This window comes from Azospirillum baldaniorum (assembly GCF_003119195.2).
Classification (GTDB): domain Bacteria; phylum Pseudomonadota; class Alphaproteobacteria; order Azospirillales; family Azospirillaceae; genus Azospirillum; species Azospirillum baldaniorum.
The window spans coordinates 2,328,019-2,351,200 of record NZ_CP022253.1; the positions used below are offsets into that span (position 1 = coordinate 2,328,019).

The 23,182-nt window shown below is 69.5% G+C and carries 25 protein-coding genes and 1 pseudogene; 12 read left to right on the plus strand and 14 right to left on the minus strand.

The window, feature by feature from the left end; genetic code table 11:
• Positions 1-8 precede the first annotated feature (8 nt).
• Positions 9-401 carry a hypothetical protein gene (locus Sp245p_RS11040; protein WP_014239913.1) on the plus strand — a complete coding sequence of 131 codons (393 nt, stop codon included), beginning with the start codon at positions 9-11 and terminating at the stop codon, positions 399-401.
• Here the strand turns inward: Sp245p_RS11040 and Sp245p_RS11045 are convergent.
• From Sp245p_RS11045 to Sp245p_RS11055, 3 genes are read right to left on the minus strand one after another with little or no spacing between them, the layout of a single operon-like run.
• Positions 385-972, minus strand: coding sequence for a GNAT family N-acetyltransferase (locus Sp245p_RS11045; RefSeq protein ID WP_014239912.1), 588 nt, complete (start codon positions 970-972; stop codon positions 385-387). The genes Sp245p_RS11040 and Sp245p_RS11045 overlap by 17 nt on opposite strands.
• 13 nt (positions 973-985) lie before the next feature.
• Complete coding sequence (locus Sp245p_RS11050; protein WP_014239911.1) at positions 986-1,444, minus strand: TIGR02444 family protein; 459 nt, start codon at positions 1,442-1,444, stop codon at positions 986-988.
• Positions 1,445-1,487: 43 nt separating this feature from the next.
• Positions 1,488-2,573: an ATP-dependent 6-phosphofructokinase gene (locus tag Sp245p_RS11055; RefSeq protein WP_014239910.1), complete on the minus strand. Its 1,086-nt coding sequence runs from the start codon at positions 2,571-2,573 to the stop codon at positions 1,488-1,490.
• Between the two features lie 217 nt (positions 2,574-2,790).
• Between Sp245p_RS11055 and Sp245p_RS11060 the strand changes: the two genes are divergently transcribed.
• The 4 genes from Sp245p_RS11060 to Sp245p_RS11075 all read left to right on the plus strand — a co-directional run bounded on the left by Sp245p_RS11060 (position 2,791) and on the right by Sp245p_RS11075 (position 6,682).
• Entirely contained in the window at positions 2,791-2,976 is a 186-nt protein-coding gene (locus Sp245p_RS11060) for a YdcH family protein (RefSeq protein WP_014239909.1), read from the plus strand.
• A gap of 162 nt (positions 2,977-3,138) precedes the next feature.
• Positions 3,139-3,606, plus strand: coding sequence for a 5-(carboxyamino)imidazole ribonucleotide mutase (gene purE, locus Sp245p_RS11065; RefSeq protein ID WP_052584335.1), 468 nt, complete (start codon positions 3,139-3,141; stop codon positions 3,604-3,606).
• A gap of 3 nt (positions 3,607-3,609) precedes the next feature.
• Positions 3,610-4,692: a 5-(carboxyamino)imidazole ribonucleotide synthase gene (locus Sp245p_RS11070; RefSeq protein WP_014239907.1), complete on the plus strand. Its 1,083-nt coding sequence runs from the start codon at positions 3,610-3,612 to the stop codon at positions 4,690-4,692.
• Positions 4,693-4,966: 274 nt separating this feature from the next.
• Positions 4,967-6,682, plus strand: a complete 1,716-nt coding sequence (locus Sp245p_RS11075) for an EAL domain-containing protein (RefSeq protein WP_052584244.1) — start codon at positions 4,967-4,969, stop codon at positions 6,680-6,682.
• 44 nt (positions 6,683-6,726) lie between these two features.
• On the opposite strand, the gene Sp245p_RS34870 is transcribed toward Sp245p_RS11075, so the two are convergent.
• The 4 genes from Sp245p_RS34870 to fumC form a co-directional block, all read right to left on the minus strand.
• The gene (locus Sp245p_RS34870) at positions 6,727-6,903 is read right to left on the minus strand and encodes a hypothetical protein (RefSeq protein ID WP_014239905.1); all 177 of its coding nucleotides are present in this window, start codon (positions 6,901-6,903) and stop codon (positions 6,727-6,729) included.
• Between the two features lie 143 nt (positions 6,904-7,046).
• A complete protein-coding gene (locus tag Sp245p_RS11080) occupies positions 7,047-7,760 on the minus strand; it encodes a DUF599 domain-containing protein (protein WP_014239904.1) in 714 nt (237 codons plus the stop codon).
• Between the two features lie 104 nt (positions 7,761-7,864).
• Positions 7,865-8,068 carry a ribbon-helix-helix domain-containing protein gene (locus tag Sp245p_RS11085; RefSeq protein ID WP_014239903.1) on the minus strand — a complete coding sequence of 68 codons (204 nt, stop codon included), beginning with the start codon at positions 8,066-8,068 and terminating at the stop codon, positions 7,865-7,867.
• Between the two features lie 19 nt (positions 8,069-8,087).
• Entirely contained in the window at positions 8,088-9,488 is a 1,401-nt protein-coding gene (gene fumC / locus Sp245p_RS11090; protein WP_014239902.1) for a class II fumarate hydratase, read from the minus strand.
• Between the two features lie 234 nt (positions 9,489-9,722).
• On the opposite strand from fumC, the gene Sp245p_RS11095 reads away from it, so the two are divergent.
• Together Sp245p_RS11095 and Sp245p_RS11100 are read left to right on the plus strand one after the other, a co-directional pair.
• A complete protein-coding gene (locus tag Sp245p_RS11095; protein WP_014239901.1) occupies positions 9,723-9,977 on the plus strand; it encodes a hypothetical protein in 255 nt (84 codons plus the stop codon).
• Between the two features lie 369 nt (positions 9,978-10,346).
• Entirely contained in the window at positions 10,347-10,562 is a 216-nt protein-coding gene (locus Sp245p_RS11100) for a hypothetical protein (protein ID WP_014239900.1), read from the plus strand.
• 107 nt (positions 10,563-10,669) lie between these two features.
• Here Sp245p_RS11100 and Sp245p_RS11105 read toward each other — a convergent pair whose 3' ends face one another.
• Positions 10,670-11,161: a GNAT family N-acetyltransferase gene (locus Sp245p_RS11105; RefSeq protein WP_014239899.1), complete on the minus strand. Its 492-nt coding sequence runs from the start codon at positions 11,159-11,161 to the stop codon at positions 10,670-10,672.
• Between the two features lie 98 nt (positions 11,162-11,259).
• Between Sp245p_RS11105 and Sp245p_RS11110 the strand changes: the two genes are divergently transcribed.
• On the plus strand, positions 11,260-12,384 hold the full coding sequence (locus tag Sp245p_RS11110) for a GNAT family N-acetyltransferase (protein WP_014239898.1): 1,125 nt from the start codon (positions 11,260-11,262) through the stop codon (positions 12,382-12,384).
• An 11-nt stretch (positions 12,385-12,395) separates the two neighbouring features.
• On the opposite strand, the gene Sp245p_RS11115 is transcribed toward Sp245p_RS11110, so the two are convergent.
• Both Sp245p_RS11115 and Sp245p_RS11120 read right to left on the minus strand, forming a co-directional pair.
• Positions 12,396-13,478: a glycosyltransferase gene (locus Sp245p_RS11115; protein WP_014239897.1), complete on the minus strand. Its 1,083-nt coding sequence runs from the start codon at positions 13,476-13,478 to the stop codon at positions 12,396-12,398.
• Positions 13,479-13,879: 401 nt separating this feature from the next.
• Entirely contained in the window at positions 13,880-14,956 is a 1,077-nt protein-coding gene (locus tag Sp245p_RS11120) for a CgeB family protein (RefSeq protein WP_109138504.1), read from the minus strand.
• Positions 14,957-15,292: 336 nt separating this feature from the next.
• On the opposite strand from Sp245p_RS11120, the gene Sp245p_RS11125 reads away from it, so the two are divergent.
• The 4 genes and pseudogenes from Sp245p_RS11125 to Sp245p_RS36510 form a co-directional block, all read left to right on the plus strand.
• Complete coding sequence (locus Sp245p_RS11125) at positions 15,293-16,060, plus strand: phage tail protein (RefSeq protein WP_109138505.1); 768 nt, start codon at positions 15,293-15,295, stop codon at positions 16,058-16,060.
• 47 nt (positions 16,061-16,107) lie between these two features.
• The gene (locus Sp245p_RS11130; RefSeq protein WP_014239892.1) at positions 16,108-16,875 is read left to right on the plus strand and encodes a phage tail protein; all 768 of its coding nucleotides are present in this window, start codon (positions 16,108-16,110) and stop codon (positions 16,873-16,875) included.
• A gap of 336 nt (positions 16,876-17,211) precedes the next feature.
• Positions 17,212-17,346 (plus strand): hypothetical protein, encoded by a 135-nt coding sequence (locus Sp245p_RS36245; protein WP_014239891.1) that lies wholly within the window; start codon positions 17,212-17,214, stop codon positions 17,344-17,346.
• 9 nt (positions 17,347-17,355) lie between these two features.
• Positions 17,356-17,463 (plus strand): annotated as a pseudogene (locus Sp245p_RS36510) (tail fiber protein); the annotation flags it as partial.
• A 363-nt stretch (positions 17,464-17,826) separates the two neighbouring features.
• On the opposite strand, the gene Sp245p_RS11140 reads toward Sp245p_RS36510, so the two are convergent.
• The 4 genes from Sp245p_RS11140 to Sp245p_RS11155 form a co-directional block, all read right to left on the minus strand.
• Positions 17,827-19,146 (minus strand): hydroxyacid-oxoacid transhydrogenase, encoded by a 1,320-nt coding sequence (locus Sp245p_RS11140; protein WP_014239890.1) that lies wholly within the window; start codon positions 19,144-19,146, stop codon positions 17,827-17,829.
• A gap of 87 nt (positions 19,147-19,233) precedes the next feature.
• On the minus strand, positions 19,234-21,876 hold the full coding sequence (locus Sp245p_RS11145) for a DUF2339 domain-containing protein (protein WP_014239889.1): 2,643 nt from the start codon (positions 21,874-21,876) through the stop codon (positions 19,234-19,236).
• Positions 21,877-21,920: 44 nt separating this feature from the next.
• Positions 21,921-22,691, minus strand: a complete 771-nt coding sequence (locus Sp245p_RS11150; RefSeq protein WP_014239888.1) for a DUF72 domain-containing protein — start codon at positions 22,689-22,691, stop codon at positions 21,921-21,923.
• 34 nt (positions 22,692-22,725) lie between these two features.
• The gene (locus Sp245p_RS11155) at positions 22,726-23,076 is read right to left on the minus strand and encodes a hypothetical protein (RefSeq protein ID WP_014239887.1); all 351 of its coding nucleotides are present in this window, start codon (positions 23,074-23,076) and stop codon (positions 22,726-22,728) included.
• Between the last annotated feature and the right edge of the window lie 106 nt (positions 23,077-23,182).

The window sequence follows — 23,182 nt, forward strand, 5'->3', positions numbered from 1 at the left end:
TTCCGTCGATGACAAGCACCTTGAACGTCTGCGCCCTCGCCCTCACCTGCGCCCTCGTCCCGGCGATCCTGACCGCGGCGCCCGCCGCCGCCAACGAGAAGCCCGCCGGTGGCGGCTGCCCGTGGGCGCAGGACGTCAAGCTGGACCTCAACGGCAAGACCCTCACGTTGAACCAGGAGGCCTTCTCCGCGAAGGGGGAGCCGCTGGACCTCGAGGGCTATCAGATATTCCCGCTGCTCGACCAGTTGAAACTGCGCATCCTCGGCCCGCGCGGCCAGGAGTGGGAGGCCGGGCTGACCCGCCTGTCCGGCGGCAAGCGCTGCCAGGCCTTCTACGTCGGCAAGCCCTTCCAGGTCTCCGACGAGACCGGCGACCGCAACAGCCTCATCCTGGTCCGTTGACTCCCGCCTTCATCCTCGCCTGGAAGCGGTCGCGCCCGATCCGGTAGAGGATATGCCGCTTCAGGCGGTGACCGTCGGGAACGCGGGGGTGGTCGAAGTCGGCCGCCGCGTCGCGTTCCATCCCCAGCCGCTCCATGACCCTCTGCGACCGCCGGTTCTCCGGCACGGTGAAGGCGACGATCTCGTCGAGCCCGACCGCGCCGAACCCGTGGGCCAGCGCCAGCCCGGCGGCCTCGGTCGCCAGCCCCTGCCCCCAATGGGCGGGGTCGAGCCGCCAGCCCACCTCTACGGCGGGGGCGAAAGGCGCTTCCCACGTCACACGGGCCAGGCCGACGAAGCCGATGAAGGGGCTTTGGCCGGGCCGTTCCACCGCCCAGAAGCCGAAGCCGTGCCGGTCGAAATGCTCGCCGATGCGCCGAATCACCGCGTCGCTGGCCTCCCGGTCGGGAAGCGGCAGCAGATGCTCCATCACCGCGGGATTCTGTGACAGCGCGTGAAAGGCGTCGCCATCCCCGTCCCGCCAAGGACGCAGGATCAGCCGGGGCGAGGTGAGGATGGCGGGAGTCGTCATCGCACCGGTTCCGTCAGGGCTCGGGCGGCGTGTCGAGCGCCGCCAGCAGAGCCATCAGCGCCGGATCCCCCTCCGGCACCAGCCGGTAAAGATTGGCCGCGGCCAGCGCGACGCCGCCGCCCTGCGTGGGGGTGAGCCCGGACAGGGCGAAGAGACGGTCCTGCTGAACGCGCTCCGCCTCCAGCTCCGCCGCCTTCAGGCGTTTGTAGAGGGCGTCGTCCTCCCCCTTCGCCCGGCGGCGGACGGCGCGCAGCGGCCGGACCACCTCGTCCCGCCAGGGGGCGACCGCGGAATCGATCCGCGCCAACTCCTCCGCCGGCAGGTCGGCGTTGCAGGCCATGCCCGCCCAGGCGGTGAACAGCAGAAGGTTCACGTCCTGGCCGAGCCGGTCCTGAAGGTCGAGGCAGGCGGCGGGCACGCCGGGCCGTCCGTAGACGGCGAGCGAGAAGTCCCAGAGCGGGTTTTCCGACATCGCCGCGCCTGCCTCCCCATATGGCCTCCCCACAGGCCTCCGCTCAGTCGCCCAGGCTGATGCCCAGGCCGCGGGCGGTCTTGACCATGGCGCCGTCCAGTTCCACGCAAGCGTACTTGGCGATGGCCTCGGTGATCGGCACGTCGATGACGCCGCGGTCCGACCAGGCGACCATGCGGTCGAACTTGCCCTCGGCGATCAGGTCCACGGCGTGCACGCCGAAGGCCGAGGCGACCAGACGGTCGCGCGGGCTGGGCATGCTGCCGCGCTGGACGTGGCCCAGAACGGTGACGCGGGTCTCCGCCCCCGTCGCCTCGGCGATCTTCTCGCCGATGTAGTCGCCGATGCCGCCGTAGCGCTTCTGGCCGCCCTGGAACAGCTTCTGCACGCCGGTGCCGTCCACGGTCTTCACCGCCTCCGACACCACGACCAGCGCGAAGTTGCGGCCGGTCGAGCGCACCTGCTTGATCTTCTGGGCGATCTTCTCGATGGAATAGGCGATCTCGGGGATCAGCACCACGTCGGCGCCGCCGGCGATGCCCGCGGCCAGCGCGATGTGGCCGGCGTCGCGGCCCATCACCTCCAGCACCATGACGCGGGCGTGGCTGGCCGCGGTCGGCTGGAGCCGGTCGAGCGCCTCGACCGCCACGCCGACGGCGGTGTCGTAGCCGACCGACACCTCGGTCAGGCCGAGATCGTTGTCGATGGTCTTGGGGATGCCGACCATCTGGAAGCCGCCCTTGTCGGCCAGCTTCTTCAGGATGGCGAAGCTGCCGTCGCCGCCGATGCCGATCAGCGCGTCCAGCCCCAGCTCACGGTAGCCGCCGATGATCTCGTCCGACCGGTCCTTCTGGGTGCCGTCGGCCATCGGGTAGGCGAAGGGGTCGCCGCGGTTGGTCGTGCCGAGGATGGTGCCGCCCATGCGCATCATGTTGCCGTCGACCTGCGGCAGGTCGAGCACCTGATACTGCACCGGACGCTGCAGCAACCCCTGGGTGCCTTCCTTGATGCCCAGGACCTGCCAGCCGTAGGTCAGGACGGCCCGGTGGACCACCGCGCGGATGACCGCGTTCAGCCCGGCGCAGTCGCCGCCGCTGGTGAGAATGCCGATGCGCTTGCCTGCTGTCATGGATGACTGTCCCGTGTCGTCTGGAACCGCTGCGAAAGGTAGTCATACCAGAACGTTGCTCCACCGCAATGGTTCTGGTCCTCCGAGTATATTACATTCCGGCGACCGGATTATAACCCTGCGAAGAATGCGTGGTTTCGCACTGCCGTTGCGCCGGAAATCTGGTATAGTCCCCGCCGCTCAGCCAGCGGGCCCCGCGCGTATGAACGAACAAGAGATGCTGAAGGAAAAACTGGCCACGCTTCGCAGCGAGCATCGCGACCTCGACGACGTGATCGCCCGACTGCACGAACGTGCGCCGTTCGACCAGCTTCAGATGCAACGTCTGAAGAAGCGCAAACTCGCGCTCAAGGACCAGATCATGGTTCTGGAAAGCCGTATGCTGCCCGACATCATCGCCTGACGCGGCTTTTCGGCGGAGAACATGGCCCGGCGCATCGCGTCGCGCTGGACTCCGTGTGCGCGCTTTCTATAATGCGCCGCTTTCCGGACCTAGAGGAAAGCGCGCGCCGTGTCCGCATCCATCGCCGCCACCACCGACCGCAAGCCGCTGGTCGGCATCATCATGGGCAGCCAGTCGGACTGGACCACCATGAAGCACGCCGCCGAGACGCTGACCGCGCTCGGCGTCCCGCACGAGGTCCGGATCGTCTCCGCCCACCGCACCCCGCAGCGTCTGGTCGAGTACGCGACCACCGCCCGCGAGCGCGGCCTGAAGGTGGTCATCGCCGGTGCCGGCGGCGCGGCCCACCTGCCGGGCATGGCCGCCTCCATGACCCCCCTGCCCGTCTTTGGCGTCCCGGTGGAAAGCCACGCGCTGAAGGGCATGGACAGCCTGCTGTCGATCGTCCAGATGCCCGGCGGCGTTCCAGTGGGCACGCTGGCCATCGGCAAGGCCGGCGCCATCAACGCAGCATTGCTCGCCGGTTCGGTCATCGCCCTGATGGACCCGGCGGTCGCGGAAGCGCTGGACACTTGGCGCGCCCGCCAGACCGCTGCCGTCGCCGAAGCCCCCGTCGACGAGCCCGCCTGAACCATGGCCCACCGCATCCTTCCGCCCGGCTCGACCATCGGCATGCTCGGCGACGGGCAGCTCGGCCGCATGACCGCGCTCGCCGCCGCCCGTCTGGGCTACAAGACGCACGTCTACGCGCCGGGATCGGAGAGCAGCCCCGGCGCCCAGGTCGCGGCGGCCGTCACCTCCGCCGGCTGGGACGACCTCGACGCGCTGGAGGCCTTCGCACGCTCCGTCGATGTGGTGACGCTGGAGTGGGAGAACGTCCCGGTCGGCGTGGTCGAGCATCTCGGCCGCTTCACCCCCGTCCATCCCGGCGGCAAAGTGCTGTCGGTCGCCCAGGACCGGGTGGAGGAGAAGTCCTTCGTCAACGCGCTGGGCATCGGCACCGCCCCCTGGCGCGCCGCCCGAAGCGCCGACGAGGTGGCGAAGGCCGTGGCCGAGATCGGCCCGCGCTGCATCCTGAAATCCACCCGCCTCGGCTATGACGGCAAGGGGCAGGCGCGGATCGAACCGGGCAGCGACCCGGCGGAGGCCTGGGCGGCCATCGGTTCCGACGCTGGCATCGTGGAGGGCTTCGTCTCCTTCACCTGCGAGGTGTCGGTGATCGTCGCCCGCGGGCTGGATGGCAGCATGGCCGCCTACCCCGCCGTGGAGAACCGGCACAAGGACGGTATCCTCGACACCACCATCGCCCCGGCCCGCGTTCCGGCGGAGACGGCGGCGGAGGCCGAGCGGGTCGCCCGCCGCATCGCCGAGGCGCTGGACCTCGTCGGCGTGCTGGCGGTGGAGATGTTCGTGACTCCGGACGGCGGCGTGCTGGTCAACGAGATGGCGCCGCGCCCGCACAACTCCGGCCACTGGACCATGGACGCCTGCCATTCCTGCCAGTTCGAGCAGCTCGTCCGCGCCGTCTGCGGCCTGCCGCTCGGCTCGGTGGAACGGGTGGCCGACGCCGAGATGGAGAATCTGATCGGCGCCGACGCGGACCGCTGGCCGGCGCTGATGGCCGAGCCCGGCGCCCGCCTGCACCTCTACGGCAAGGCCGAGTCCCGTCCGGGCCGCAAGATGGGCCATGTGACCCGGCTCCATCCCCGCTCCTGACCCTTCCGGTCGATTCTCCGCTTTCGATCATCGCTGCGGGCCGTTTCCTGTTCAGAAACGGCCCGTCGTCGTTTTTTTCTCGCGGCGGGTGCGATAATCCGGCGCGGCTCAAAACCATATTTCTCTTTAAATCATTGAAAATTCTAGGTTCCGAATTTTTCTTCGGAATGGCGGGGCAAATCTTGCCGCTTTTTTCAGAGCGGGAACACGGCTAGTCTCCATTCAATGAATGACGCAATTCGATAAACTTTTTCTCAATTTCGGGCTATTGCCGATGCAGCTTGCGCATGACTCGATCAGACGCCCGGTGCCGCAGACCAGCACGCAGGTCCGACGCCCGTCGCACCGCGAGCGCGACCGCTTCGTCGGCTTCGCCTTCGCCGCCGCGGATCTGCTGATCGAGACCGACGCGCGGGGCACCATCCTGTTCAGCGCGGGGGCGCGCTGCCGCCTGACCGAAGGCGACGTGGCGGGCTTGGTCGGCAGCAACCTGCTCGACGTCGTGGCGCCCAACGACCGCAAGTACGTCACCGTCCTGTTCAAGCGCATCCAGGACAAGGGCCGCATCAAGCCGGCGCGCGTGGTCTTCCAGGGCTGCGACGGCAACCGCTTTCCGGCGCTGCTCGGCGGCTGCCGGCTCGACTCCTGCCCCGGCTCGCTGTTCCTGACCGTGCTGCTGGCCTCCGGCCCGCGCAACACGAACGAGGCGTTGGCCGCCGCCGGCCAGCTTCTCGACGGCAACGCCTTCAGCCACATCCTGGAGGACCGCATCCTCAAGGCGCGGGAGAAGGGGCTGGACAACGCCCTGACCCTGCTGCTGATCGACGGCCTGCAATCGATGGTCGACGCCCTGCCCGAAGGGGCGGCGAGCGAGGTGATGCAGGGGATCGAGGCCTATCTGCGGGCGATCTCCGCCAACGGCGACAGCGCCGGGCAACTGGCCACCGACCGCTACGGCATCGTCCACGCCTCCGACATCGACGGGCAGGAGGTGCAGGACCACATCACCCAGATCATCCAGAGCGTCGGCGGCGAGCTGCCCGGCGGCATCCGCACCTGGTCGCTGGACGTGTCGGACGAGCGGCTGGACCCCGCCGACGCGGCGCGCGCGCTGGTCTACACGGTGCAGGCCTTCGCGTCGGCCCAGGGCGGCGAGTTCACCATCTCCAGCCTGGAGGACGGCGCCAAGCGCATGCTCTCCGACGCGGTGGACCGCATCGGCCGGCTGCGCGCGACCATCGAGAAGCGCGACTTCTTCGTCGTCTACCAGCCCATCGTCGACATCGGAACGCGGACCGTCCATCATCTCGAGGCGCTGACGCGGGTGGAGGGCATGCCGTCCCCGGCGGACTTCATCACCTTCGCCGAAGATGTCGGGCTGATCTACGATTTCGACCTTCTGCTGACGCAGTCGGTGCTGGACACCATGCACGCCCACCGCAAGGAACCGACCCTGCCGGACGTGGCGATCAACCTGTCCGCCAAGACGCTGATGAGTCCGATCTTCCTGCGCCAGTTCCTGGCGGTGACCGAGCCCTACGGCGAGCTGGCCCGCAAGCTGCTGGTCGAAGTGACGGAGACCGTCGTCGTCACCGACATCGCCAAGCTGAACGAGGTTCTGCAGAAGCTGCGCGCCGCCGGGTTCCGCATCTGCCTGGACGACGTCGGGGCCGGTTCGACCTCCTTCCAGTCGCTCTACGGCATCCAGGCCGACTTCGCCAAGATCGACGGGCATTTCGTTCGCGGCGCCGTGAACAACGGCCGCGACATGGCGATGCTGCGCTCCATCGTCGACGTGTGCGGCCAGCTCGGCCTCGGGCTGATCGGGGAGCAGGTGGAGGGGCCGGAGCACGCGCAGCTTCTGACGGAGCTGGGGGTACCGCTGGCGCAGGGCTATCTCTACAGCCGCCCATCCCGCGACTTCGCCTATTTCGCCAAGGATTGGGCGAAGATGGCCGGCACGGGCGGCAAGGTCCTCAGGAAGGGCTGACGCGCGGCGGGAAGCGGCCGGCCCTGTCCGGCGTCGGGCCGGCGTCAGGCCAGCTCGTGCGCGGCGTCGATGAAGTGGCGCGCCTGATCGAGCAGCTCGCGGTTGCGGTCCATGAATTCCTTGGCGGCGCCGCAGGCCCCCGGACGCAGCCGCACTTCCGAGAGAAGCCGCTCCGCCTCGTCCAGCGAATTCAAGACCGATACCGCCGTGTCGATGTCCATGGCCAACCCCCTCAAGCGTGGCGTGCTGCACCGCACGCGTTCATCAGGCGGCTATGACAAAAGCATTAATTTGCGCTGCAGCGTATTGGCCATAACGTCGCAGATTTAGAACATTTTAACATATTTATCGCCAAAAACGTGCATCATGGCCGTTTGCGTTTCTCCAGCGCATCCGCCTGTACGCGGATGACCTTCTCCGTCGCGGAGAAGCCCTGCCGGCGGGTCAGGACGACGATCACCGCCGCGGTGGACACCATGAAGAACCAGGGGCCGAGCATCCAGGCCAGCGCCGCCATGGCGAAGTAATAGGCGCGCATGCCGCCGTTCAGCGCCTTGACGGCCAGCGTCATGGCGGCGGCGATGCTGTCCGCCATCGCCGTCTTCTCCTCCGCCGGGACCGGTGGCAACGGGGCGGAGCCGATCAGGGCGCAGCAGTAATTGTACTGGCGCAACGCCCAAGTGAATTTGAAGAAGCCGAAGGTGAAGATCGCCACGAGCAGCAGCATCTTCAGCTCGAAGAACTCACGCGTGGTCTGCACCGTGAAGGACAGCGTGCCGACCAGCTTGTGGGCGTTCTCCACCGCGCCGAAGGCGCCGACCAGACCGGCCAGCACCAGCATGTTCGTGCTGGCGAAGAAGGTGCAGCTCTGCATCGTGTGGCCGACGAGCTGTGAATCCATGATGCGGTTGTCGCGCTCCAGCATCCGCTCCATCCAGTGGCGGCGCACCTTCTTCAGATGCTGGTTGACGACCATGCGCCCGCCCAGCATGTGGTCCTGGATCAGCGTGAAGCCCGCCCAGCAGGCGAGGAACCACAGGAAGGCAACGGTGTCGAGGACGGTGATGTCGGGCGTCACGGGCGGACACTCTGGCACGGGGGGAAGGGGTCGGTCCGGCGCAAGGGTGTAGCCGTCCTCCCGCCGGCTGTCCAGGGGCGCCCCGGCGAGGGTTTCGGGTGCCCCTACCCCCGCCCCTGCACCGCGTTCAGCACATGGACCCGGATCGCGCTCGACAGGTTGCCGCTGCGGGTCGAATCGATCTCCTCGATCAGCGCGTTGACCGACATGCCCCGCGCCTGCGCAAGGCCCTTCAGCGCCTCCCAGAATTCCTCTTCCAGGGAGACGCTGGTCGGGTGCCCGGCGATGAGGACGGAGCGCTTCTTCATGGACGGCGCGTGGCCCCGGTCACCGGGGCTTCACCATGGTTTCCGGCTTGACCCACTGATCGAACTGCTCCTCGGTCAGCAGACCCAGCGCCACGCCGGCCTGTTTCAGCGTCGTTCCCTCCTTGTGGGCCTTCTTGGCGATCTTCGCCGCGTTGTCGTAGCCGATGTGCGGGTTCAGCGCGGTGACCAGCATCAGGCTCTCGTTCAGCAGCTGGCCGATCCGCTCGCGGTTCGCCTCGATGCCGACCACCGCGTTGTCGGTGAAGCTGTTGCAGGCGTCGGCCAGCAGCCGGATCGACTGGAGGACGTTGTAGGCGATCACCGGCTTGAAGACGTTCAGCTCGAAATGCCCGGTGGCGCCGGCGATGCTGACGGTGGTCTGGTTGCCCATCACCTGGGCGCAGACCATGGTCATCGCCTCCGACTGGGTGGGGTTGACCTTGCCGGGCATGATGGAGGAACCGGGCTCGTTCTCCGGCAGAGCGATCTCCCCGATGCCGCAGCGCGGGCCGGAGCCGAGGAGACGGATGTCGTTGGCGATCTTCATCAGCGACACCGCCAGCGTGTTCAGGCTGCCGTGGGCGTCCACCAGCGCGTCGTGGGTCGCCAGCGCCTCGAACTTGTTCTCGGCCGTGACGAAGGGCAGCCCGGTGATCGACGCCACCTCCGCGGCGAAGGCTTCGGCGAAGCCGGTCTTGGCGTTCAGCCCGGTGCCCACCGCCGTGCCGCCCTGGGCCAGCCGGTAGAGTTGCGGCAGCGACGCCTTCACCCGCTCGATCCCATAGGCGATCTGGGCGGCATAGCCGGAGAACTCCTGCCCCAGGGTCAGCGGCGTGGCGTCCTGGAGATGGGTGCGCCCGATCTTCACGATGTCGGCGAACTCCGCCGCCTTCGCCGCCAGCGCCGCGTGCAGATGCTCCAGCGCCGGCAGGAGTTCGTGGTGGATCTGCTCGGCCGCGGCGATGTGCATGGCGGTGGGGAAGCTGTCGTTGGACGACTGCCCCATGTTGACGTGGTCGTTGGGGTGGACCGGCTTCTTCGACCCCATCTCGCCACCCAGCGCCTCGATGGCGCGGTTGGAGATGACCTCGTTCGCGTTCATGTTGGTCTGGGTGCCGGAGCCGGTTTGCCAGACCACCAACGGGAAATGATCGGCCAGCGTGCCGTCGATCACCTCCTCCGCCGCCTCGACGATGGCGCGGCCCAGCCGGGGGTCGAGCACCTCCAACGCCATGTTGGCGAGCGCCGACGCCTTCTTCTGGATGCCGAGCGCGCGCACCAGCGCCGGCGGCATGCGCTCCCCGCCGATGCGGAAGTTGCGCAGCGAGCGCTGCGTCTGGGCGCCCCAGTAACGGTCGGCGGCAACCTCGATCGGTCCGAAGCTGTCGGTCTCGGTGCGCATCCCGGTCTTGCCGGTCATGGTCAGGTCCTCGTCGGTTCGAACATCGTTCCGGTCAGCGAATTTTTTCCCGAATCGCCCGCCGGGCAAGGGGAATCAACGCGGAATCCCCTTTGGGCAAGGGTCCGGCCGAATTTGTTCTTGTTGCGTTCCGTTTCCTGCGTTACCGTTTCTGCGTCACCGGCCCCATCACCCCCATCCTGCCCCCCATCCCGCCCCCATCCCGCTGCCCCTCTCCAGCCCTGGGAGATTCGAATGAGCGACTTCGCCATGGACCATGTCCGCGCCTTCATCGCCAAGACCCGCGTCGCCGAGATGACGGCGAAGGGCTGGCGTGTGGTCGGCCCCGGCGAGGAAGGCTCCCTGCTGATGGAAGGGCCGCAGCTTGGCGGCGCGCCGCTGCGCCTGTCGGCCTTGGTCAACGACCTGTTCGACGATCTGGTCGCCCAGGCCTTGGAGCGCGCCGACCGCATGGACCGCGCCGCGGGCCGGCTGCCGCGCGCCGCGTAAGGAGCTACGCCCGGCGCACCGGGCCCTGCAAAGGATGTACTCCGCCCGGCGGGACGGCCTGTTAACGCCCCGCCGTGGCGGCTTAAGGCTTGCGGACGCCGCCGTTAAGGCTCCGCCTCCCTCCCGCCTATGCCGGTCCGGTCGCTACGACCTTCGACGGAAGTCCTTGAAAAGTCTCACAGCCTCAGAAAATCGCCCGCCTGTTTAAAGAAAAGTGGTAATCCTTACGGGTAAAAGCTCCCTATATTTGTCGGTCGCGGGATTACCCCTCAAGACACCAGCCCCGCAGAGCCCCCGTTAGTAAGTCGTTAACCGGGACATGGCCAAATAGAGACATCACGAACACACAAGACAAAACGGAGTTTTAAAATGCTGATCGCCACCACCACCGAACAGATTACCTCGTCCTCTCGCGTTCACATCGCCCTGGTCGATGAGTTCATCCAGCTGGCGCTGAACCGGATCGACGGCCAGAACGACCCCTTCGTCCGCGAAAGCCTCGCCGACCTGCTGTCCACCCTGCGCGAGGAGCGGTCCGGCTACCTGGACCTGCTGAACGCCGCGATGCCGGCCAAGGCCGCCTGAGGGTCCCGCAGGACCAAGGCATAAGTACCGCGTGGTGGCGATGAGGTCGGGGCCATGAACACGCCCCGACCGTCAGCCCACCGGAACAGAACAGCGCTTTCGTTCCCTCACACCTCATCCGCCTGCGCGGCCAGTGCCGCGATCGCATCGCCGGTGAGACGGTAGGGAAGCCACTCCTCCATTTGTTTGAAGCCGATGCGCAGATAGAAATCGCGCGCCGGGTTCCAGTGCAGCACATTCAGGTCGACACGGCGGCAGCCCCGCTCGTCCGCCAGTTTCGCCACCGTCGCCAGCAGCTTGCGGCCCACGCCATAGCGCCGCGCGTCCGGGGTGACGTAGAGATCCTCCACGAACAGGCCGGCCCGCCCTTCCCAGGTGGAATAGTTGCGGAAGCACAGCGCGAAGCCGACGGGCTCCCCGTCCAGTTCGGCGATCAGCGCCTCGAACACCGGACGCTCGCCCCAGCCGTCGCGCCGGAAGTCCGCCTCGCTCGCCTTCACGGCGTGGGGTTCGTTTTCGAACTCGGCGAGTTCCCGGACGAAGCGGAGGATGGTCGGGCAATCGGCCTCGACGGCCGGACGGACGGTCACGGTGGGCATGGCAACTCCAGGTCTCACGATGGCGCGACGATAGCCGCGCCGGCCATACGGCAACAACCGCTTTGCCATCGCCCCTGGGCGGGCCTAGGCTGCGCGCCATGCGGGACATCCAGACCATCGGCCAGACCATCGGCGGCTTTTCCATCCGCGAAGCCCGGCCCGGCGAGCGCCACGCCCTGCTGGCCCTGGTCGCGCGGATCGACGCGGAAAGCGATTTCCTGCTGCGCGAGCCCGGCGAGCGGCCCTTCTGGGCGCGCGACCTCGCCGCCTTCCAGGCGTCCGGCAACTCCACCATCTTCGTCGCCGAGGCCGCCGGCAATCATCCCGCGGACCTTGTCGGCTATCTCAGCGCCCATGGCGGGCGGTTCCGCCGCAACCGCGGCGCGGTGACCCTGGCGGTCGGGGTGCGGCGCGACTGGAACGGGCGCGGCGTCGCCACCGCGCTGTTCGCCGCGGCGGAGAGCTGGGCGCGGCGGACCGGCGCGCACCGGCTGGAACTCACCGTGGCCGAGAGCAACAGCCGCGCCCTGTCCCTTTACGAACGGCTCGGCTTCCTCGACGAGGGGCTGATGCGCGACGTCCTGCGCGTCAACGGCGCGTGGCGCAGCGAGCGGCTGATGGGCAAGATCATCGGGGCGGACGGCGTTCCGGAATGGCCCGCTCCGGCCTCCGACCCGACCGTCGAGGCGCCGCCCCAGGCGCGGATCGGACGGCTGGAGATCCGCCCCGCCCTGCCGGCGGACGCCGCCGCCTACCTCGCCTACGACCACGCGGTGCGGAGCGAAACCCACTTCCTGATGCGCAGCGCCGCCGAATCCCTGCCGGACGTCGCGGCGGCCCGGCGTTTCCTCGCCGAACAGAGGATCGGCGACCGGACGGCCACTCTGCTGGCGATCGCGGACGGGGCCATCGCCGGGTCGCTGTCGCTGTGGACCGGCGCCTACGCCCGCACCGCGCACGAGGCCGCTCTGGGGCTGGCGGTGCGCCGGGACTTCTGGGCGATGGGCGTCGGCGGACGCCTGATCGCCGCGGCCGACCTCTGGGTGCGCGCACGGCGGCTGCACCGGCTGTCGCTCTGGGTGTTCGGCCACAACGGCCGCGCCCGGCGCTTCTACGCCAGGCACGGCTTCCAGGAGGAGGCGGTGGCCCGCCGCCACAGCCTGATCGACGGGCGGCTGGCCGACCAGCTGTCGATGGCCAAGCTCTATGGAGCCAAGCCGTAAAGGAAGGGGCGCTACGCCACCCCCGCCGCTGCCGCCGTCCCTCCCGCGACCAGTTCCTCGAACCGCGCCAGATAGCGTTCCGTCATGCCGTCCAGCGAGTAGCGGGCGCGGGCGACGGCGCGGCAGGCGTCGGGGTCCAGTCCCTCGCAGTCCTCGATGGCGCGGGCCATCTCCTCGGCGTCCTTGACCAGGAAGCCGGTGACCCCCGGTTCAACGAGGTCGGCCAGGGCTCCGGTCGGGAAGGCCACCACCGGGGTGCCGCAGGCCAGCGCCTCCAGCGCCGCGACGGGGGTCGGCTCCGACATCAGGCTGGGCGCCAGCAGGCAGCGCGCCGCCCCCAGCATCCAGCGCTTGCGCCCGAAGCCGATCCGCCCGAGGAAGCGGCGCTTGGGGTCCAGCCGGGGCCGGATCTCCTCCTGGAGGTAGCGCTGCTCCTCCGCGCCGCGGGACAGGCCGCCGCAGAGAAGAAGCTGCATGTCGATCTGCCGCGCCGCGTCGAGCGCGATGTGGAAGCCCATCTCCGGCTCGATGTCGCCCAGGCACACGGCGAAGCGGCGCTTCGGCACGCGGATGTGCAGGCGGTCCACCGCCACCCCGATCTCCAGCGGCGGCAACAGGGTCAGCTCCGGCGAGGCCCCCCGCACCTGAGCGGCGGACACCGGCTGGAGGTGCAGTTTCGCCCGCCGCGACGTCAGTGCCTCCCGCCGGTAGCGATCCAGCGGCTCGTAGAGCGTCGCCAGGACCGGCACGTCCTGCGGCGGCAGCAGGGCGTCGAAGTCCCGGACATGGATGTGGACGAGGTCGGGTGCGTGGTCCTCCACCGCCCCGGCGACCACGGTGGCGACGCGCCTCAGAACGGCGGCCTGCGCCCGCTCGTCCGGCGCCTGCCCATGCGCCCCGCCATGGACGCGCGCCAGCGGGATCAGCGTCCCGGCCACCGCCGAATCCTCCGGCGCGATGACGACCGAACGGTGCCCGGCGCGCACCAGGGCGGCGTCGATGGCGCCGGACACCTGCTCCGCCGTGCCTTCGTTCTCCGGATCGGCGCCGATCGGGGCAAAGGGCGACGCCACGGTGAGAATGGTCAATGCCATCGCGGCGCCTCCAGGAAAGGAAGGCCTGAAAGGGCGCCGACGCTCGGGTGACGTTCTCCTGCCGGGCTGTTCCTACGCTTCACCGCTTCGTTCATCCCATGTCCCTGTGGTGTTATTCATTGGAACTTATTGTCTGACGCACGCCCTTCTTTCTCTCCGACATCTTGGCGGCCCGGAGAACAGCCGGAATCGGGACAGTCCTGCCGCGATAGCCCCCTCTTTGTTTTCTACGAAAAAGGGCTTCCGGTAACCGGGGTATTGGAAGTGGATCGACTCGCGGAAGGGATAGCCGTCCTGCACCGGATTGCCGACCTCGGAACCGGGAACCCGACCGGACGGCCAGAGCGCCCAGGGCGGCTTACTTCCAACAGAGGCGAGCCGGGCAACCGGGGAACATCGGATCAATCATCGCCGCCCCCCTTGATGTCGAGGATGGAGCGCAACTCCCGCACGCGACGTTCCGCCGTGTGTTCCTCCAGAACGCGCGACCGCGCGCGCTGGGCCAGCGTGGCCAGATGGCCGCGCGGCAGCATCAGCGCCGTGGTCACGTCGTCCGTCTCCCGCGCGACCAGAATGTCGCGCCCCGGCTCGAAGAACGCGCCGATCCCCTCCCATTCGTCGGAGATCACCGGAACGCCGCAGGCCGCCGCCTCGAAGAGCCGGACGGACGGGCACCAGCCCATCGCCTTCAGGGGTTGGCGCGTCACGTTCAGCGTCAGGGTGGAGGAGCAGAAGAAGGCCGCATGCTCCGCCGGGGGCAGATGCCGGACGCGCTGGATGTTGGCACCCCAGGAGGCGTCGTCCGGGTAGCCGCCGCCGGCCAGGATGAACCGCCGGCGCCCCAGCCGCCGGGCCGGCTCGAAGAACAGCGCCTCCAGCGCCGCACGCCGGTCCTCGACCCAGGCGCCGAGGTGGCAGAGGTCGCCGAGATAAGGCCGCACCGGTTCAGCGGGACGATGCAGGTCCGGGTCGACCCAGGCGTAGAGCGGTGCGACGAACCGCGCGCCCAATTGCGTCTTCAGCGCCTCCAGCGCCTGCCCGCCGGTGCTGCTCAGCACGGTGTCGAATCCGCCCAGCCCCTCCGGCGGCAGATAGGCCGGCCGCTCCCCCGTTTCGGAGCGGGACAGGGTGATGTGCGTGTCGAGGTCGTAATAGACCGTGCGCTGCGCCTTCGACCCCAGCACGAGGTGGGAAGCCGCCGCACCGTCCGCACAACCGGAGGTCACCATCGCAACGTCCGCCTCGTCGGCGTGACGCCGCGCCGCCGCCGCCACATCCTCCCAGCGGTCGTAGAGCAGAAGCTCCCCGCCGGGGAGGTCCCACAGGTCGCGGTGCTCCGCCCGTTCGGGCGTGTCGCGCTCCAGGAAGACGACGCGGTTGCCCCGCCGCGCCAGCGCCTTGATCAGTCCCCGCCACAGGGTGGCGTGCCCGTTGCCCCAGGAGGAGCTGATGGATTGTCCGAAGATGATGATTTTCATGATGTTGGCGCCATGCCTCCGCCCCCGAGCCTCCATCCCGATGGCCCTTCCGAAACAACGTGCTCCGTCCGATCGTGTTCCGGCCGCCGGAACCGCGCGGAGGGGGTGCCCCAAGGGTCCGCCGTCGCGGCCGGCAGGCCGGCTCCCCCACCGTCGCTGCACGCTTTGCGTGTCGATTGCAGAAAGGACCCAACTATGAATGAATTTGTATAAAAATGTCGTTTAACCACCCATGAGGGATATGGAATAATAAGTTCGTGAAAAAAGAAAATCATTCACTTGTGTGACAACCAGACGTCAAAGTTCAAAAAACAATCCCAACGCGAAGGACACATCATGCGCAAGGCTCTTTTCACCGCCGCGCTTGCGATGGCAAGCGGGATGGCTCTGTTCAGCACCCCCGCGGCCGCCTGCAACGACGAGGCGTACATCGGTACCGTCTGCACCTTCGCGTTCGACTGGTGTCCCCGCAATTACATTCCAGCCGATGGCCGGACGCTGGCCGTCCGTGAATATCAGGCGCTGTTCTCGCTGGTGGGCTACCGCTACGGCGGCAACAACGCGGACATCTTCGGCATCCCCGACCTGCGCGGCCGCGCCGCCATCGGGTCCGGCACCGGCCCCGGACTGGCGAACATCGCCATCGGCGCCAAGGTCGGTCAGCAGGAGCTTCTGCTGTCGGCGGCGCAGGTCCCGCTGCAGCCGCACACCCACACCGCCACCTTCACCGGCACGGGCGGCGGTTCGGGCGGCTCGACCACCGTTCCCTTCACCGGCACCGTCAGCGTTCCCGTCACCAACGGCGGCACCCCGGTGTCGGCCCCGGCCTCGGGCACCGTCTATCTCGGCGACGCCTCGATCAACGACGGCGGCCTCGGCGTCTCGCTGACGGGGCCGTACAACACCACCGGCCCGGGCACGGGCGCCAAGGTCGCCGGCACGGCCAGCGGCAGCATCACGGTTCCCAACACCGGCATCACCGGCGGCACCGTGGCGGTCGCGCCTGCGTCGGCCGGCGCCACCCAGAAGGTCTCCACCCAGTCCCCGGCGATCGGCCAGACCGTCTGCATCGTGGCGAACGGCCTGTACCCGAACCGTCCGTAACGGATCGCGGCCACGAACGCCCCCCTTCCCAACGCCGAGGACACACCATGCGCAAGACTCTCCTTTCCGCCGCCTTTGCGATGACCAGCGGCCTTGCCCTGTTCAGCACCCCCGCCGCCGCCTGCAACGTGGAGCCCTACATCGGCACCATCTGCACCTACTCGTTCGACTGGTGTCCGCAGGGCTATGTGGTGGCCGACGGCCGGACCCTCGCGGTCCGCGAGAACCAGGGGCTGTTCGCCCTGATCGGCTATCGCTACGGCGGCAACAACGCGGATCTCTTCGGCATCCCCGACTTGCGCGGCCGCGCCGCCATCGGGTCCGGCACCGGCCCCGGGCTGGCGAACATCGCCATCGGCGCCAAGGTCGGCCAGCAGGAGCTTCTGCTGTCGGCGGCGCAGGTCCCGCTGCAGCCGCACACCCACACCGCCACCTTCACCGGCACGGGCGGCGGTTCGGGCGGCTCGACCACCGTTCCCTTCACCGGCACCGTCAGCGTTCCCGTCACCAACGGCGGCACCCCGGTGTCGGCCCCGGCCTCAGGCACCGTCTATCTCGGCGACGCCTCGATCAACGACGGCGGCCTCGGCGTCTCGCTGACGGGGCCGTACAACACCACCGGCCCAGGCACGGGCGCCAAGGTCGCCGGCACGGCCAGCGGCAGCATCACGGTTCCCAACACCGGCATCACCGGCGGCACCGTGGCGGTCGCGCCTGCGTCGGCCGGCGCCACCCAGAAGGTCTCCACCCAGTCCCCGGCGATCGGTCAGACCGTCTGCATCGCCACCGTCGGCCTGTACCCGAACCGTCCGTAACGGACCGCGGGCCCGCCCCCTCCGAATGCGCGGAGGGGGCGGGCTCAGCCGCTTGCTCCAGCGCTCCACGACGGGTTTTACCGCCGCCTTGGCGTTCATCGCGCGGCGCCAATCCACGGGCGCCCTCTTCCAGCATCGCAGGGCGGACCACGACGCCCCTTTTGCTGGTGCCAAAGTCTCCGCCTGTCCGTCGATTCGTGAAAAAATTTAATGGGAAATAGTCCTCAGTCAAAATTCCCGCTTATGAGAAATTATCTCAACAATCAAAACAACGCCGATCACTTTAAAAAAACCCTTCGATATCCCCCAATACAATCCCGAAACCAAGGACACACCATGTTCAGGATGTCCCTCTGGATCGCCGCCGCGATGGCCGGCGGCATGGCTTTCTTCAGCCTGCCGGCGACCGCCTGCGCGCCCTACCAGTATGTCGCCGCGATGTGCACCGTCCCGTACGACTGGTGCCCATAGGGCTACGCCATGGCCGATGGCCGGTCTTTGCAGATCAGAGATTACCAGCCGCTGTACGCGCTGCTCGGCAACCGCTTCGGCGGCGACGGCAAGACCACGTTCGCCCTCCCTGACCTGCGCGGGCGCGCCGTCATCGGCGCCGGGTCCGCCCCCGGACTGGTGGGAGCCTATCTGGGCCAGGCCTTCGGCCAACAGAGCGTCACGCTGACCCAGGATCAGGTGCCGCTGAAGTCGCACAACCACAGCGCCAGCTTTGCCGGCACGGGCGCCCAGGGCGGCATCGGAACCATTGTTCCCTTCACCGGCACCGTCAGCGTTCCTGTCACCAACGGCGGCAACCCGGTGTCGGCCCCCACCTCGGGCACCGTCTATCTCAGCACCACCTCAATCGACGACGGCGGCGCCGGCGCCACCATCAAAGGGCCTTACAACACCAACGCACCCTCGACGAGCACGGGCGCCAAGGTCACCGGCAGGGGGTCACCAATAGATCATGGCGTCGGCGTAGAGCCCGCGCAGGTCCTCCTCCGTCACCGGACGGGGCGCGATGGTCAGCAGCCGTTGCTGGGCCATCGCGCCCCGCACCAGATCCGGAATGTCCGCCGCGCCGTAGCCGAGCGCCGACAGGCCGTTGGGCAGATGGGTGGCGCGCATCATGGCGATCAGCCGGGCGGCCAGAACGGCGCCGCCGTCCGCGGGGGACACGTCGCGCACCTCCGCCCCCAGCGCCTCGGCAGCGCGGAGATGGCGCTCGGGCTCGGCGGAACCGGTGAAGCGGAAGGCCGCCGGCGCGTTCAGCACCACCGAGATGCCATGAGGCACCATCGGGTTCGCCTTCTCGTAGCCGCGCGCCGTGAAGCGGTGGTTCATCCCGGCGACGGAATAGGACATGGCGTGCGGGATGTGCACGCCCGCGTTCCCGAAGGCCAGCCCGGCCAGCGTCGCCGCGAACATCAGGGCGTCGCGCGCCTCCTCGTCCGCCGGGTCGTTGACGGCGCGCTCCAGATACTGCCCGCCGAGCCGGATCGCCTGCAGGCTGCCGATGTCCGACCAGGGGTTGGCGCCTTGGTAGGGCGGGCGCGGGTTGGCCGCGTCGGGCTTCGGGCGGGAGCGGTAGGACCGCGCGGTGTGGCTCTCGATGGCGTGGGTCAGCACGTCGAAGCCGGTGGAGGCGATGACGCCCGGCGGCAGGCTGTCGATGGTCGCCGGGTCGACCAGCGCCAGATTCGGGCGCAGGTAGCGGGAGGAGATCCCGGTCTTCACCCGCATCTCCACATGGTCGAAGATGGCGACGCCCGTCGTCTCGCTGCCGGTGCCGCAGGTCGTCGGGCAGGCGATGTGCGGTTTGACCGGGCCGGGCACCGGGCGCCCCTCGCCCAGCGGCTTGTTGACGTAGGCGAGGAAGTCCGCCGGGTGGGTGGCGTAGAGGTTGGCCGCCTTGGCCGTGTCGATCACCGACCCGCCGCCGACCGAGACGTAGCCGTCGAACCGGCCGTCGCGGGCGAAGTCCGCCGCCTCCAGGAAGGACGCGCTGGTCGGCTCCACCGCGCAGCGGTCGTAGACGGCGACGTCCAATCCCGCTTCCTTCAGCGACTCAAGCGCCGCCGCGAAGGGCGTGATACCGGCCACATGGGGGTCGGTGAACAGGGCCACCCGGCGCATGCCCATGGCCTTGGCGTCGTTCCCCGTCTCCGCCAGCATGCCGCGGCCGAACTTCATCGACGCGGCCTCCACCGTGAAGCCGCTGTCACCGTTCGGCAGGATGGGATGGGCGATGGAGTTGGTCAGGCGGTCGGTCATGGGCGTGGTCCTCCCGATCGTTATTTTCTGCGTTCGTTGCCACCATCGGAGCGCGAGAGGGGGGCGGCTGTCAACCCGACCGTTCGCTCAGGCGATTGTTTGCCCGCCCTGCGGCGCGGTGCCCTGGAGGCGCCGGTAGAGATAGCCGACGCCGATCAGGCTCAGCCCCAGCCCGAGGAAGGAGGCGACGCGGTACAGCCCGCCCAGCTCGGCCATGTCGCTGAGGAAGACCTTGGCGACCACCGCCAGGATCAGCGCCATCGCGGCGTGGCGCAGCCAGCCCAGCCGGTACCGCAGGGCGGCCACCAGCATCAGCACCGCCGCCACCAGGAAACCGACGGAGTAGCCGTACCATTCGGCGTCCGGCAGGTCCGGGCCGGAGAGGACCGGTCCCTGGAAGGCGTGGCGGATCTCCAACGCCAGATTGGTGCCGAGCAGAACCAGCGGCAGCAGCGCGACCCACGGGCGCAGGCGGGCCGGCAGCGGCTCCACCCACAGGAACAGCAGCCCGAGCAGGGCCGGAAGCCCATAGGCGAGCAGCAGCGTGTTCGCCACCGGCCACGCGCCCACCGCCTCGTCGCTCCACAGCGGGTTCAGGGCAACGAGGTGCAGCGCCACCGCCTGAAGCGCCGCCAGCCCGGCCAGGATGCGCCGCCCCCACACCGCCACCGGCCGCGTCCGCCAGCGCCGCCCCGTCGCCAGCAGCAGGGCCAGCGCCAGCCAGACCAGCGTGTGCAACGCCACCTCGCGCAGCGTGTCGGGCGGCTCGTCCAGCGTGCCGCGGGTCAGCGCCTGAATGCCAAGCGACAGCAGCAGCGTGACGAAGGCCAGCCCGCCGGCCTCCAGCAACGCGACCACGCCGTCATCGCCCCTGCCATCCGGCGCGGAGCGCAGCCAATGGATGGCCAGGAAGAAGCCCGCCGCCGGCAGGCCATAGCCGTAGACGATCCAGCCAAGACCGTCCTCCCCATACTCTAGCACGGACGGATTCAGCGCCAGCCGGACCAGGACGGCGCCCGCCACCAGCAGGATCACCGCGCGCAGCGAGCGCAGCCCCATCCGCCGCTCCAGCCACGCCAGCACCGGCACCTGCGCGGCCAGCGCCACGGTCAGCCACGCCTCGCGCAGCATCATGACCGCGCCGAGGCTGAGCGCCCCGGCGGCCCCGGCAGCGAAGGCGGCCAGCCCGAGACCGACGCCCGGCTGGTGGCGGTGGCGGGCCAGCGGGCCGGTTCCGGCGACCAGCAGCGCGGCCAGCGCCAGGCTTGCCACCGGCCACAGCGTGTCGGACTGCGGCGGGTCCAGCCGCCAATAGGCGAGCGCCAGAAGCACCACCGGCATCCAGGCCGCCAGCGACGACCACAGCGCCGCCCGCGACGACCGCCACAGAGCGATGAAGCCGCACACCCCGTAGAGCAGGGCGAAGCCGCCCACCGCCCACAGAAACCGTCCGGACTGGAACGGCAGCCCCGCACCCGGCGATGGAACGATGGGATGCCCGTCGGCGGTGACGGCGGGCGGCGGCAGCGGCCAGCGCGGCACCGTCCAGCCGGCGAAGGCGAGCAGAACCGCCAGCGCGCCGATCCAGGCGACGCCGGCGATCCGCTCGATCCGCCGCCCCGCCGCGACACAGAGCAGCCCGAACAGGGCGAGCATCACCAGCGATCCGTCGCGGTGGCCGTCCACGGTGACGAGCATCGCCATCAGCAGCCCGAGCACCGCCACCGCCGCGACGGCCAGACGGTCGGCGCGCGGGCGCCCCGTCCAGCGCAGCATGTCGAACAGGGTAGTGCGCGGCAACGGCTCCGCCGGCCCGGCCAGCAGGGCGGGCATCAGGAACAGCCCGGCGGTCAGCAGCAGGTAGATCCCCACCGGCAGGGCGTCGCCGGGGTTCCAGCCGCCGACGTACCAGACCGGCACCCAGCCCGCCGCCCCGACCAGCGTGCCCAGCCCCAGCCAGCGCCAGCCGCGCCACAGCACCACCGTCATGCCGGCGCCCGACAGGGCCAGCAGATAGGCGAACAGCCCCCAGGCCGATCCCCCGATGGACGAGACCAGCAGCGGCGTCGCGAAGCCGCCGAGCAGCCCCAGCGCCGCGATGTAGGGTCCCTGGAGCAGAGACAGCGCCATCCCCAGCGCCGCCAGCCCGCCGAGCAGCGCGAAGGCCACCGGCGGGGCGAACAGGTCGTAGAGCACATAGCCGCCATAGACGCTGGCGAAGCCGGTGAACAGCCCCGCCGCGGTCAGGGCCGGCGGCACCGGATCGCGGCCACCCGGTTCCGCCCCTCCGCCGCGCTGCCGCAGCCATTCCCCGCCGATCATCAGCGCCGCGGCGGACAGCAGGCCCAGCGCGACGCGCACACCAGGGCCGAGCCAGCCCTGCTCGATCGACATCTTGATGAAGAAGGCCGCCGCCAGAGCGACCGTGGCCCCGCCGAGCCAGATCAGCCAGCGCCCGGCCAGAGCGTCCTCCAGCCGGCTCCACACGGACAGCGGGGGTGGAGAGGGTTCCGGGGGCGGCTGGATCGGCGGCGGCTCCGGCGGAGCCTCCGCCATGACGGCGGTGTCCGCGGCGGGAGCCTCGACCGGCGCGGCCTCGACCGTCACCGGCCCCTGCACCCGCTCCAGCGCCTGCCGCAGCCGGGCGATCTCGCGCTCCTGCGCCGTCAGCCGGCGGTTGAACCGGTGGGCGACGATGGCCCCGATCAGCACCAGAAGAATGACGTCCATGCCCGACCGTCCCGGCTGCGCTTGCGTTCGCGCAACGATAGCGGTCAGGCGCCGGGCTTGTCTCTCTGACCTGTGGAGGCACCCAAACGGCTCATCAGCGTCAGCGCGTCGTCGACCGCGTGGAAGTCGGCGGTGTTGTCGAAGACGCACCAGACCGGCCGCTCCCGCGCCTCGTCGCGGAAGCGCCGGGCCAGCCGGTCCAGCACGTCCAGCGGGTAGGCGCTGCGGTACATCACCGGCGAGCCGTGCAGGCGCCAGTAGCGGAAGCCGTCCCAGCCCGCCGGCTCCGCCGCCGCGGGCACCGGGGCCGGGTCGGCGGCGGCGCGGGCCACGGCGTGGTCGACCAGCAGCCGGTCCGGTTCCGCCGCGAACCAGCTCGGGTGGCGCGGCTCGCAGACGACGAGGCCGGCGAAGCCCTCGCGCAGGGCCGCGAAGAAGGGGCCGGCCACCGCCGCCTCGAAGCGGAGCGTCGGCGGCAATTGCACCAGCAGCGGCCCCAGCCGGTCGCCGAGATGCCCGACCTCGTGCAGGTACTCCGCCAGCGGGACGGCGCAGTCCTTCAGCCGCTGCTCGTGCGTGATGGCGCGCGGCAGCTTGACCGCGAAGCGGAAATCCGGCGGCGCCGAGGCCGCCCAGCGCTCCCAGGTCTCCGGCTTGTGCGGGCGGTAGAAGCGGCTGTTGACCTCCACCATCGGGAAGACGCGGGCGTAGCGCTCCAGATGCGTGCCCTCCGCCGGAAAGGCCGGGGCGGAGGGTTTCGGGATGCTCCAGCCGGCGCAGCCGATGCGGATGGCGTTGATGGTCCCTTCGGCCAAGCCTCTGCTCTCCATGGGCGCGTGGGTTGCCGCCTTAGAACAGCGTCGGCTGCCGCTCGTCCCGCAGCGGAGCGCCACTAGCGTGATCGGCGTCGGCGATCAGGCGGGCCATCTCGCGGCGCGCCTTCTCCGCCTCGTAGCCGCCGCGGTAGCGCCCGATGAAGCCCTTCCGGCAGGCCCGGCTGAAGCGCTGCGACGCGGTTTCCCAGTCGTCGCCGGCGCGCAGCCAGCTCACATAGGTGGTGCCGGTCCGCGGGTCGGTGCGCAGGTAGCGGCCATGCCCCTTCGGACCCCGCACCCACTGGCCGGGATTGAGGCGCAGAGCCCCCCGCGCCAGCAGCAGGGACACCTGCGGGGTGAGTTCGATGGTCGGAAAATACGGCATGGCGAACCCTCTCGGCGGCGCGCCGGGGGGCGGGCCGCGAACGTCTCTTTTCTGGTTTCGGAATGCCCTGGATATGGGGATTTCCGCCCGTTTGTTCAAGTTTTGT